At 70.0% G+C, this 12,472-nt stretch carries 8 protein-coding genes and 1 tRNA gene; 3 read left to right on the top strand and 6 right to left on the bottom strand.

Going from position 1 to position 12,472, the window contains the following annotated elements; genetic code table 11:
• Window positions 1-17 precede the first annotated feature (17 nt).
• Window positions 18-779 carry a class E sortase gene (locus tag ACZ5Y0_RS22305; protein ID WP_469130441.1) on the top strand — a complete coding sequence of 254 codons (762 nt, stop codon included), beginning with the start codon at window positions 18-20 and terminating at the stop codon, window positions 777-779.
• 106 nt (window positions 780-885) lie between these two features.
• Here the strand turns inward: ACZ5Y0_RS22305 and pknB are convergent, their stop codons facing one another.
• The 6 genes from pknB to ACZ5Y0_RS22275 form a co-directional block, all read right to left on the bottom strand.
• Window positions 886-2,895, bottom strand: coding sequence for a Stk1 family PASTA domain-containing Ser/Thr kinase (gene pknB, locus ACZ5Y0_RS22300; RefSeq protein ID WP_469130440.1), 2,010 nt, complete (start codon window positions 2,893-2,895; stop codon window positions 886-888).
• 169 nt (window positions 2,896-3,064) lie between these two features.
• On the bottom strand, window positions 3,065-4,537 hold the full coding sequence (locus ACZ5Y0_RS22295) for a peptidoglycan D,D-transpeptidase FtsI family protein (RefSeq protein WP_469130439.1): 1,473 nt from the start codon (window positions 4,535-4,537) through the stop codon (window positions 3,065-3,067).
• Entirely contained in the window at window positions 4,534-5,973 is a 1,440-nt protein-coding gene (locus ACZ5Y0_RS22290; RefSeq protein WP_469130438.1) for an FtsW/RodA/SpoVE family cell cycle protein, read from the bottom strand. Before ACZ5Y0_RS22290 ends, ACZ5Y0_RS22295 begins: the two co-directional genes overlap by 4 nt.
• Before the next feature lie 27 nt (window positions 5,974-6,000).
• The gene (locus ACZ5Y0_RS22285; protein ID WP_469130437.1) at window positions 6,001-7,548 is read right to left on the bottom strand and encodes a Stp1/IreP family PP2C-type Ser/Thr phosphatase; all 1,548 of its coding nucleotides are present in this window, start codon (window positions 7,546-7,548) and stop codon (window positions 6,001-6,003) included.
• A gap of 132 nt (window positions 7,549-7,680) precedes the next feature.
• Window positions 7,681-8,196 (bottom strand): FHA domain-containing protein FhaB/FipA, encoded by a 516-nt coding sequence (locus ACZ5Y0_RS22280; RefSeq protein WP_401467569.1) that lies wholly within the window; start codon window positions 8,194-8,196, stop codon window positions 7,681-7,683.
• A gap of 10 nt (window positions 8,197-8,206) precedes the next feature.
• Window positions 8,207-9,088: an FhaA domain-containing protein gene (locus tag ACZ5Y0_RS22275; protein ID WP_469130436.1), complete on the bottom strand. Its 882-nt coding sequence runs from the start codon at window positions 9,086-9,088 to the stop codon at window positions 8,207-8,209.
• Between the two features lie 536 nt (window positions 9,089-9,624).
• Between ACZ5Y0_RS22275 and ACZ5Y0_RS22270 the strand changes: the two genes are divergently transcribed.
• Window positions 9,625-9,708, top strand: a tRNA-Leu gene (locus ACZ5Y0_RS22270).
• Window positions 9,709-10,995: 1,287 nt separating this feature from the next.
• Complete coding sequence (locus tag ACZ5Y0_RS22265) at window positions 10,996-12,456, top strand: DUF2252 domain-containing protein (RefSeq protein ID WP_469130435.1); 1,461 nt, start codon at window positions 10,996-10,998, stop codon at window positions 12,454-12,456.
• Window positions 12,457-12,472: the final 16 nt, after the last annotated feature.

Raw genomic sequence — 12,472 nt, 5'->3', positions numbered from 1 at the left:
GTAGGGGCAGATTGAACGTGGCAGCGACCACCGGCGACACCGAGCACGAAGAGCACAGCGGCGCGCGGGGCGCCGTGTCCGCGCCCCCGCCCCCGCGGCGGCGCGTCGGCCGGATCGCCCAGGCGGTCGGCGTCTTCGGTGAACTCCTCATCACGGCCGGGCTGGTGCTCGGCCTGTTCGTCGTCTACTCCCTCTGGTGGACCAACGTGGTCGCCGACCGCAAGGCCGACCGGCAGGGCGACAAGGTCCGCGACACCTGGGCGCGGGAGGACACCGGTCCTGGTGCGCTCGACACCAGGGACGGCATCGGCTTCCTGCACGTGCCCGCCATGGGTGGCGGCGAGGTCCTGGTCGAGAAGGGCACCACGTCGAAGATCCTCAACGACGGCGTCGCCGGCTACTACACCGACCCCGTCAAGGCCACGCTCCCCACCAGCGGCAAGGACGGCAACTTCGCCCTCGCCGCCCACCGGGACGGCCACGGCGCCAAGTTCCACAACATCGACAAGCTCGACGAGGGCGATCCGATCGTCTTCGAGACCAAGGACGACTGGTACGTCTACAAGGTGTACGCCGTCCTCGCCGAGACCTCGAAGTACAACGTCGAGGTCCTCGGTGCGGTCCCGAAGGAGTCCGGCAAGAAGAAGGCCGGCAAGTACATCACCCTGACCACCTGCACGCCCGTCTACACGAGCCGCTACCGGTACGTGGTGTGGGGCGAGCTGGAGCGCGTGGAGAAGGTGGACGCGGAGCGGACGCCGCCGGCGGAGCTGCGCTGAGGTCTCCGGATCAGCCTCGCTGAGCATGGGCGAAGGCCTCGGGCCCTGCCGGACGGACGATCCGGCAGGGCCCGAGGCCTCTTCGCGTGTCGGCGGGGCGTTGCCCCTATCCGGAGGTCCCGCCGAAGAAGATGGCCCCTCCGTCGCCTCCGTTGCCGCCGTTGCCTCCGTTGTTCCCGCCGTTGCCGCCGGCGGTGACCAGGTTGACCGTCTGCCCCTTGTTCACCGTGCTGCCCGGGGCCGGGTCGGAGGTGAGGACGACCGAGTTGTCGTCGTCGGAGCCGGCGATGTTGCCGACGTTCAGGCCCACGTCCTGGAGCGCCTTCTTGGCGTCCTTCAGGCTCATGCCTTGCAGGTTGCCCGGCACCTGCGTCTGCTGGTTCGCGGGCGCCTTGCCGATCTGGATCTGGACCTGGGAGCCCTTGGTGGCCTTCGAGTTGGCCTGCGGCGTGGTCCCGATGACCTTGCCGACCAGGTTCGGGTCCTGGGTCTCGACCTCGGTGCAGTTGCCGACCAGGTTGTTGGCCTCCATCTGGACCTTGGCCTGGTCACAGTTCTGGTTGAGGACGTCGGGGACGGTCGCCTTGTCCTCCGCCTTGGCGATGGTGAGGGTGACCTTGGAGCCCTTCTCGACCTCGGCACCCAACTGCGGGTCCTGCTTGAGGACGGTGCCGGGCTCCTCCGTGGAGATCTCCTTCTTGGTCTCGACGACCAACTGGTACTGGTCGCCCTCGAGGAGCGCCTTGGCGTCCTCGATGCTCTTGCCGAGGACACTCGGCACAGCCACCTTCGGCGCCCCCGTGGACACCACCAGGTTGACGGTGGAGTCCTTGTCGACCTCTGTCTTCGGGGCGGGGTCCTGGGCGCAGATGTTGCCCCTGGCCTGGTTCTCGCAGGGCTTCTGCGTGACGGTCCCGACCGTGAGGTCGACGTTGGTCAACTGCTGGGTGGCCTCGGCCTGGGTCTTTCCGATGAGAGTGGGCACCGGCACGGTGTCATTGCCCGCACTGTCACCGTCGAACACCCACATCCCGATCAGGATCGCGCCCACGAGGACCAGCGCGGCGGCGACGATCAGCAGGATCGTCGAGGTGTTGGACTTCTTCTGTCGGCGCCGGTCGGGGCGGTCGTCGTAGCCGAAGCCGCCCTCGTCGGGGTTGATCGGGGGCAGCATCGAGGTGGCGCCGCCGTCCGAGGAGCGCAGCGCGGTGGTCGGCTGGTTGTCCGGGTAGCCGCCGTAGCCGACCGAGCCCATGGCCGCCGTGGCCGCGACGGGCTGGCCGTCGAGGCAGGCCTCGATGTCGGCGCGCATCTCGTCGGCGGACTGGTAGCGGTAGGCGGGGTCCTTGACGAGGGCCTTCAACACGATCGCGTCCATCTCGGGCGTGATCTCGGGGTCGAAGACGCTGGGCGCCTGGGGCTCCTCGCGGACGTGCTGATAGGCGACCGCGACCGGGGAGTCGCCGACGAACGGCGGCCGCACGGTCAGCAGCTCGTAGAGCAGACAGCCCGTGGAGTACAGGTCGGAGCGGGCGTCGACCTGCTCGCCCTTGGCCTGCTCCGGGGAGAGGTACTGGGCGGTGCCGATCACGGCAGAGGTCTGCGTCATCGTCATGCCCGAGTCGCCCATGGCGCGGGCGATGCCGAAGTCCATGACCTTGACCTGGCCGTTGCGCGTCAGCATGACGTTCGCCGGCTTGATGTCGCGGTGCACGATGCCGGCGCGGTGCGAGTACTCCAGGGCCTGGAGGATGCCGATGGTCATTTCCAGGGTCCGCTCCGGCAGCAGCCTGCGGCCGGAGTGGAGCAGCTCGCGGAGTGTGGAGCCGTCGACGTACTCCATGACGATGTACGGGATCGAGACCCCGTCGATGTAGTCCTCGCCCGTGTCGTAGACCGCCACGATCGCAGGGTGGTTGAGCGAAGCGGCCGACTGGGCCTCCCGGCGGAACCGGGCCTGGAAGGAAGGGTCACGCGCGAGGTCCACGCGCAGCGTCTTCACCGCCACGGTGCGGCCGAGGCGGATGTCATGCGCGAGGTAGACCTCGGCCATGCCACCACGGCCGAGCACGTGGCCCAGCTCGTACCGGCCGCCGAGGCGACGCGGCTCTTCCATAGCTACCTACCAGCCCTCTCCGTCGGTCCCGACCGGCACACGTGTGCGGTCGGTGGCTGCCGTCCGGGCATACCGTACCCGGACGGCGCTGTGTGGCCTGGCCAAGCCCGTCACCCGATACAGGACCGGTATCGCAACGTGCACCGATGTGTGGGCGACGTGATGGGGGTCACTTGTTGCTGTCGATGACTGCCTTCATCACGTCCCTCGCGATCGGGCCGGCGAGACCGCCACCGCTGATGTCGTCACGGTTGGCGGCGCCGTCCTCGACGACGACCGCGACGGCGACCGGCGAGCTGCCGTCGGCCAGCTTCGCGTAGGAGATGAACCAGGCGTACGGCTTCTCGCTGTTGTTCAGGCCGTGCTGGGCGGTTCCCGTCTTGCCGCCGACGACGACGCCGGGAATCTTCGCCTTGCCGCCGGTGCCCTGCGGGTCGTTGACGACCGTCTCCATCATGTCCTGGAGCTTCTGAGCGGTCTCCGAGGACACCGCCTGGGACAGCTCCTCCGGCTCGGTCGTCGCGATGGTGTCGAGGCTCGCGGCCTTGAGCTGGTCGACCATGTACGGCTTCATCAGCTTGCCGTCGTTGGCGATGGCCGAGGCGACCATGGCCATCTGGAGGGGAGTGGCCCGGTTGGAGGCCTGGCCGATGCCGTCCATCGCGTTCTGCGGCTCGTTGTCCTTGGGGTAGACGCTCTCGGAGGCGCGGACCGGGGTGTCCAGCTCCTTGTCGTTGTAGCCGAACTTCTGCGCCTGCTCGATCATCTTCTCGTTGCCGACGCTGTCGGCCATCTTCGCGAAGACGGTGTTGCAGGACACCATGAGCGCGTACCGCAGGTTGGCGTTCTCGCACTCACCGTGCTCGTTGGTGAGGTCGGTGGTGGTCTTCGGCAGCTGGTACGGGTCCGGCGTCTTGGTGGCGTCGTCGATGTCGGACACGATCTTGTTCTCCAGCGCCGCGGCCGCGGTGACCACCTTGAAGGTGGAACCCGGCGGGTAGGTCTCGCGGAGCGCCCGGTTCAGCATCGGGTCGTCGGGGTTGTTCTTCTTCTGGACCGCGTTCCACGCCTTGGCGTCCGCGTCGGAGGTCCCCGCGAACTTCGACGGGTCGTACGACGGCGTCGAGACCAGCGCCAGGATCTTGCCGGTGGCCGGGTCGATGGCGGCGACGGCGCCCTTCTTGTTGCCCAGGCCCTTGTACGCGGCCTTCTGCGCGGCGGCGTTGAGGGTGGTGACGACGCTGCCGCCCTCCCTCTTCTCGCCCGTGATCATGTCGAGCGTGTTGCGGAAGAAGAGCCGGTCGTCGTTGCCGGTGAGGATGCCGTCCTCGAGCTTCTCCAGCTGGTTGGCGCCGAAGGCCTGCGAGGAGTAGCCGGTGACCGGCGCCCACATGGCACCGTCGGTCCAGGTGCGCTTGTACTTGTAGTCGCCGCTCTTGTTCTCCACCGAGCCCGTGATGGCCTTGTCGCCGACGATGATGTCGCCGCGCGGGGTGGCGTAGCGGGCGATGTTGACGCGGCGGTTCTCGTCGTCGGTCGCCAGGCTGTCGGCCTTGACGTACTGGAGGTAGTTGTCGCGGAGCAGCAGGGTGAGGATCAGGAGTCCGCAGAAGATCGCGATCCGGCGCAGGGGCTTGTTCATGACGGGCGGACCACCTGGGTCATCTCGGCGTCGGGGTTGGATACGGGGGCCGGAGCCGGACGGCGCGCGGTGTCACTGATTCTGATCAGGATGCCGATCAGCGCCCAGTTGGCGATGACGGAGGAACCGCCGTAGGCCAGGAACGGCATCGTCATACCGGTCAGCGGGATGAGGCCCATCACTCCGCCGGCCACGACGAACACCTGGAGTGCGAACGCGCCGGACAGGCCGATGGCGAGCAGCTTGCCGAAGGGGTCGCGGGCGGCGAGGGCGGTGCGGACACCGCGCTCGACGATCAGGCCGTACAGCAGCAGCAGCGCCATGAGACCGGCCAGACCGAGTTCCTCACCGAAGGTGGCGAGGATGAAGTCGGAGTTGGCGGCGAAACGGATCAGCTCGGAGTGGCCCTGACCCCAGCCGGTGCCGAGGGTACCGCCGGAGCCGAACGCCCACAGTGCCTGCATCGCCTGCTCGGAGTGGCCCGCTTGGCCCTGTCGGGAGAGCGTGTACTCCTTCATCGGGTCGAGCCAGGCCTGGACACGCTGCTGGACGTGCGGCTCGAAGCTGGCCACGCCGACCGCGCCACCCGCCGACATCAGCAGGCCGAAGACGATCCAGCTGGTCCGCTCGGTGGCGACGTACAGCATGATGACGAACATCCCGAAGAACAGCAGCGAGGTGCCGAGGTCCGTCTCGAAGACCAGGATCAGGATCGAGATGAACCAGACGACCAGGATCGGGCCTAGGTCGCGGCCACGCGGCAGGTACAGGCCCATGAAGCGGCGGCTGGCCAGGGCGAGCGCGTCCCGCTTCACCATCAGGTAGCCGGCGAAGAAGATGGCCAGCACGATCTTGGCGAACTCACCGGGCTGGATGCTGAAGCTGCCGACCTGGATCCAGATCTTGGCGCCGTAGATGTTCTTGCCGAGACCGGGCACCAGCGGCAGCAGCAGCAGGAACAGCGCGCCCACCATGGAGATGTAGGTGTAGCGCTGGAGGACGCGGTGGTCCTTGAGGAAGATCAGCACCACGACGAAGAAGGCGATGCCCATCGCCGTGTACATCAGCTGGCGGGGCGCCGCGTTGCCGGCCTGCTGGATCGACTGGAGCAGCTTGGACTGGTCCAGCCGCCAGATCGCCACCAGCCCGAGGCCGTTCAGCAGCGTCGCCAGCGGCAGCAGCAGCGGGTCGGCGTAGGGCGCGAACTTGCGGACGACCAGGTGGGCGACGCCGGCCAGCAGGCCGAGGCCGAGGCCGTAGCTGAGCAGGCCGGACGGCACCTGTTCGTTGAGGGCGAGGCCCACGTTGGCGTAGGCGAACACCGGGATGAGGACGGCGAACACCAGGAGCGCCAGCTCGGTGTTGCGCCGGCTCGGTGTGCCGATCGAGCCGATCGTGGACGTGTGGTGCGTCGGCGTGTTGGTTGTACTGCTCATCGTGTGACGGGGCCTCTCACGGCTTGCCTACTGCTTACCGCACAGCGAGACGACCTTCTGCTCATCCTCCGAGAGGGTGGGGCCGGGGCCGGGAGTGGCGGTCGCTGACGTGGACGGAGACGTGGACGGGGACGGCGCCGATCCCGACGGGGTCGGGGTCGGCGATGCCTTGGACGTGAGGGAGACGGGAGTGGTTCCCGTGGTGCCGCCGGTCTTGCCCTCATCGGCTGTGGGACCGGCCGTACCGGGGGTCGAGATCGTCGACTCCGCCCGCTTGCGGCAAGCGGACGCCTGCACGGCCAGTTCGTCGATCTTCTTCTGGGCGGTGGACCGGCTGCCCTCGGCGATCGTCGCCTCGACCAGCTTCTGCTGGTACTGCGGCAGGTACTTGAGTTCGATCTCGGGGTGGTCCTTCTCCACCTTCGAGAGCGACACCCAGGCCAGGTCCTGGCTGATGCCCCGGTACAGGGCGACGTGCTCGCCCTTGGTGCCGACGTAGTACTGGGTCTGCGTCCAGCGCCAGCCGGCGTACAACCCGCCGCCGACGACGGCGAGCGCGAGCGCGCCGTACAGGGATCGCTTCAGCCACCGGTGGCCCTTGCGGGGTTTGACGAAGTCGTCGTCGGTGTAGTCGCCGAAGCCGTCGGTGGGGATGAAGCCGGTGACGTCGCCGGAGCCGGGCGGGCCGAACTCGCCGCCCCCGCCCTGTCCGCGGTTCTGGCGGCCGAGGCCGGAGGCGCGGCCGGCCGGGGTCTGCATGATGCCATTGTCGTGCGGCTGGAGCTGGTTCTCGGCGACGGCGCCGACCACGACCGGGGTGTCGTGCAGCTGCCCGGCGAGGGTGTCCCCGGTGTCGAGGTCGAGGACGTCGGCGACGATCACGGTGATGTTGTCGGGGCCGCCGCCGCGCAGCGCGAGCTGGATCAGCTCCTGCACGGTCTCCTGCGGGCCCTGGTAACTGGCCAGGGTGTCCTCGAGCGTCTGGTGCGAGACGACGCCGGACAGGCCGTCCGAGCAGATCAGATAGCGGTCGCCGGCCCGGACCTCACGGATCGACAGATCGGGCTCCACATGCTCACCGCTGCCCAACGCCCTCATCAGCAGCGAACGTTGTGGGTGGGTGGTGGCCTCTTCCTCGGTGATCCGGCCCTCGTCGACGAGGCGCTGCACCCAGGTGTGGTCCTGCGTGATCTGGGTGAGTACGCCGTCCCGCAGCAGGTACGCGCGTGAGTCGCCGACGTGCACCAGCCCGAGCCGCTGGCCCGTCCACAGCAGGGCGGTCAGCGTGGTCCCCATGCCTTCGAGCTGGGGGTCCTCCTCGACCAGCGACCGCAGTTGGTCGTTGGCCTGCTGGACGGCCGTACCGAGCGAGGTGAGGACGTCGGAGCCGGGCACGTCGTCGTCGAGGGCGACGATGGTGGAGATGGCCTCCGAGGAGGCGACCTCACCGGCGGCGGCGCCGCCCATGCCGTCGGCGATGGCGAGCAGGCGCGGACCGGCGTAACCGGAGTCCTCGTTGCCCTCCCGGATCATGCCCTTGTGCGATCCGGCGGCGAAGCGCAGTGACAGACTCATGCCCACCTCGCCCGTCGGCCCCGGGTACAGCCGGTCGTGTCGAGCCACACTGCCCACCCTCCGGTCGGGAGCGCGCCGGGGCCCGGGGTGCCGGCCGACCTGGCGCGCTCGCTCCGCTCGCTCATTGTCGTACTACTTCCGCAGCTCGATGACGGTCTTGCCGATACGGATCGGCGCGCCCAGCGGGATCGGTGTGGGGGTCGTCAGCCGCGTCCGGTCGAGGTACGTGCCGTTGGTGGAGCCCAGGTCCTCGACGATCCACTGGCCGTCGCGGTCCGGATAGATCCTGGCATGGCGGCTGGAGGCGTAGTCGTCGTCCAGCACGATGGTGCTGTCGTGCGCACGGCCCAGGGTGATGGTCTGGCCCTGGAGCGCGACGGTCGTGCCGGTGAGGGTGCCCTCGGACACGACCAGCTTCGTCGGGGCGTTACGCCCCCTGCGCCCGCCCCCCGCGGCGGGTTGCTGGCGCTGTTGCGGGGGCGCCTGGCGCTGGGCCTGCTGTGGCCGGGCCGCCTCCCGGCGCGCACCGCGCTGGGTGACGCGCGTACCGAACAGGTCGCTGCGGATGACCTGCACGGCCACGATCACGAACAGCCACAGTACGGCCAGAAAACCCAGCCGCATGACCGTGAGGGTCAGCTCTGACATTGCCCCCGCTTCACCCTTCGGCTTGCCGGTAAATGATGGTGGTGCTGCCCACGACGATCCGCGAGCCGTCGCGGAGCGTAGCGCGGGTGGTGTGCTGCCCGTCCACCACGATGCCGTTGGTGGACCCGAGATCCTGGATCGTCGAGGGCGTTCCGGTCCGGATCTCGCAGTGCCGGCGCGAGACGCCGGGGTCGTCGATCCGCACGTCGGCCTCGGTGCTGCGGCCCAGCACGAGCGTCGCGCGGGAGATCTGGTGGCGGGTGCCGTTGATCTCGATCCAGTGGCGGGTCCGGGAGCCGGGCGCCGGGGCGCCCGCGAGTCCGCCGCCCGCCGCGGGGCGCTGACCGCCGGCCGCCGGGGGGTAGCCGTATCCGCCGGGACGCGCGGACGCTCCGGGCGGGGGCGCGGCGGGCATGGGGGGCGCGGCCGCAGCTCCGCCGACGGCGGGCGGGTAGCCGTAACCGCCGGGCCGCTGCCCGCCGGCCGGTGGGCGCTCGGGCGCCTGCGGGCCGCTGGTGGAGGAGGCGAGGGTCCGGCTTCGCACGCGGTACAGGCCGGTGTCGAGATCGTCCGCCTTCTCCAGGTTGACCTTGATCGGCCCCATGAAGGTGTAGCGCTGCTGCTTCGCGTAGTCGCGGACCATGCCGGCCAGTTCGTCGCCGAGCTGGCCGGAGTAGGGGCTGAGCCGCTCGAAGTCCGGCGTGCTCAGCTCCACGATGAAGTCGTTGGGTACGACGGTCCGGTCGCGGTTCCAGATGGTGGCGTTGTTGTCGCACTCCCGCTGGAGCGCTCCAGCGATCTCCACGGGCTGCACCTCGGACTTGAACACCTTGGCGAAGGTGCCGTTGACCAGACCCTCGAGACGCTGCTCGAACTTCTTCAGGACTCCCATGGGGCACCTCCTCCGTCGTGACTTGCGTCCCGTGTCCTGCTGCTTACCTGGTACTGCTTACTGATCGTATCCACGCGCCGGTGAATCGGCTGGTTCCCCCTGTCGGCCCCGCCGACGGGTGTCGACGGCGTCCTGCCTGCCCGGTTCGGTACGGGTTTCTCCCCGTGCTTCCGGTGCGCGTTTCCGGTACGTGGCTGCGGTGCGGGCATCCGTTACGTGCTCGCGCTCGTACTTCGGCTCGTCCCTCCGCCCGTCCTTCCACTCGTTCTTCTGCCCAGGATCGTAGAGGCGGCCGGGGACCAGTGTCCCGCACCTGACCGTGGAGCTTGCCCGCCTACCGGGGAGACGGCCGCCATAGGTACGAGGTTGATACGTGAACCGGTCGTCGCCGCGACGTACGGAGGTTGCCCGCGGGCCTCTCGCGGTGACCCATGCCCCGCAAGAAGGGATGTGAACGCACCCTGGCCCGCGTGCTAATGTTCTGCGTGTCGGAAGGCGCCAGGCCGCAAGGTCAACAGCCCGAAGACACACCCAATGCGCGGGTGGCGGAATAGGCAGACGCGCTGGATTCAGGTTCCAGTGCCCGAAAGGGCGTGGGGGTTCAACTCCCCCCTCGCGCACAGTTGAAAGCCCCGTAGGTCTTCGGACCTACGGGGCTTTCGCATGTTCGGGGGCGTCTCGCGCGCGTGAGGTATCTCACGGAGGGCGGGTTCGCGAGGCGGGGCTCAGGGACATCGACGCAGTCGGCGATGTGGGGGGGGTGCCCCGCACCCCGCGGGCGGGGGTCTGGTCTCGTGCTGGCGCTTTCACCTGTGCGACCCGGCGTTGGTCGGATGAAGGCCGATCATCCGGTGGGCCGATCATCTGGTCGGTGGGCCGATCATCTGGTCGGTGGGTCGGTGGGTCGGTGGGTCGGTGGGTCGGTGGGTCGGTGGGTCGGTGGGTCGGTGGGTCGGTGGGCCTATGGGGGGCGGGCCGGTCCGGGCAGGCCGGCTGGTCCGGGCGAGTCGGGCTGGTCCGGCGGGCTGGCGGCACCCTGGCCCCTCGCGGCGCGACGCTCTTCGGCACGCTCCCGTACGTCACCGTGCTGCTGCCTGCTGCCTGCTGCCTGCTGCCTGCTGCCTGCTGCCTGCTGCCTACTGCCTGCGGCCGTGGGCACTCTCGGCGACGTCGCCGGCGCGTGGCTGCCGCCGGAGACGGTGCTGCCGGGTTCTGCGGCCCGAGGGCCCCAGTCTGCGGCGCATCGCCCGCGCCGGGCGTCGTCAGGTCGCGGCCCGGACCGGGTGACCCCAGAGGCCCAGGAGCCGCTCACCGGACCCTGCGGGAGGGTCTGCGCACCGCCGTCCGGGACTCCGCCCCTCTCGCCGACCTGCGGTCGCCGGCCGCGCACTGTAGGTACGGTCGGCTGGTCGTCCTGGTCCCGAGGCATTGGTCTCGGTGGGCCGCGGGCACCGGGGGAGGTGGAGACGGCCGTGTACTCCGCCGTGACCCAGGCACGGACGAGTGTCACGAAGCACAAGGGGAGTCGGTGGCGGTGGTGCGGCTGGAGTGGCTCCGGGAAGGGGTGCGGGCCGTGGTGGAGGGGTGAGGGGATGGGCCGGGCCGGCGACGGGAGGCGTGCGGGGGCGAAAGGAATGGGGGCGAGGGGAGGACGGGGTGGCTGGGGGTACTGCGGTGGTTGGCCCGCGTTGGACGGGGTGGTGCGGTGAGCGGCCTGTGTGGGCGGCCCGGCGGTCGTGGTCGTGGGGGTGCCGTGTGCGCGGCCCGGCGATCGTGGTCGTGAGGTGCCGTGTGCGCGGTGAAAGGAGACGGCGTCTTCGAGCGCGGGTGGTGCGCCGCCGACGGTCGTTGTCCACAGGGTCTGACGGGATCCGGCCGTCGGCGGTACGGTCTGCACGAGTTGATTCATGTTCGTTCGTATGCGGGGGGAGGCGGTCCTGGTGACCGAGGTCGGTGCTGGGGTGAGCGGGAGCGCGGATGCGGGGACACGGCTTCCCCGGACGCGGGGGTTCGCCCAGTGGCCCGCCTCGGAGTCGCCGAGGGAGGAGGGCAAGGCCCTGCGCCGCCGGGTGCCGCGCGCGGCGCACGCGGGGCTCGACCTGGACGCCTCCCGTCCGGACGCGGTGACCGCGGTCGAGGAGTCCAACCAGGGCCGCCTCCCCGAACTCACGCCGATTCGAGTGGGGCGGATGGCGGCCGCACCGTTCGCGTTCCTGCGGGGCTCCGCGGGACTCATGGGCCACGACCTGGCCCATACCCCGATGACCCGGATCACCGCACAGATCTGCGGCGACGCGCACGCTGCCAACTTCGGGCTGTACGGCGACGCCCGAGGCGGCCTGGTCATCGACCTGAACGACTTCGACGAGACGGTCGACGGCCCCTGGGAGTGGGACCTCAAGCGGCTCGCCACGTCCCTGGTGCTCGCGGGCCGGGAGGCGGGCGCCGACGAGGACACCTGCCGCCAGGCGGCGCACGGCGCGGTCGGCGCCTACCGCCGCACGATGCGCCTGCTGGCCAGACTCCCGGTGCTGGACGCCTGGAACGCCATCGCCGACGAGGAACTCGTCTCGCACACCGACGCCCACGACCTGCTGGGCACGCTGGAGCGGGTATCGGAGAAGGCGCGGGCCAACACGAGCGGGCGGTTCGCCGCGAAGTCGACCGAACCGACCCCGGAGGGCGGCCGCCGCTTCGTCGACGCCGCGCCGGTGCTGCGGCGCGTCCCGGACGAGGAGGCCGCCGCGGTGGCCGCCTCCCTCGAGCACTACGTGACCACGGTGCCGGAGGACCGGCTCCCCCTGCTGGCCCGGCACGCGGTGCACGACGTGGCCTTCCGCATCGTCGGCACGGGCAGCGTGGGCACGCGGTCCTACGTCGTCCTGCTGCTGGACCACATGGGCGAGCCGCTGGTGCTCCAGGTGAAGGAGGCGCGGCGCTCGGCCCTGGTGCCGCATCTGGCGACCGCCGGCTTCGAGACGCCGGCCGTCGAGCACGAGGGGCGGCGCGTGGTCCTCGGGCAGAAGCGCATGCAGGTCGTCAGCGACATCCTGCTGGGCTGGACCACGGTGGAGGGTCGGCCCTTCCAGGTTCGTCAGTTCCGCAACCGCAAGGGCAGCGTGGATCCCACCGCCCTCGCCGCCGACCAGGTCGACGACTACGGCCGCATGACCGGCGCCCTGCTGGCCCGTGCCCACTCGCACAGCGCCGACCCGCGCCTCATCGCCGGCTACTGCGGCAAGAACGAGGAACTGGACGAGGCGATGGCTGCCTTCGCCGTGGCCTACGCCGACCGGACTGAGGCGGACCACGCGGAGTTGGTGACGGCGGTGCGGACGGGGAGGGTCGCGGCGGAGGCGGGTGTGTGAGCGCGGAATGAGGGGG

The organism is Streptomyces sp. NPDC033216, from assembly GCF_055577115.1.
This window is presented reverse-complemented; position numbering and strand designations above follow the sequence as displayed.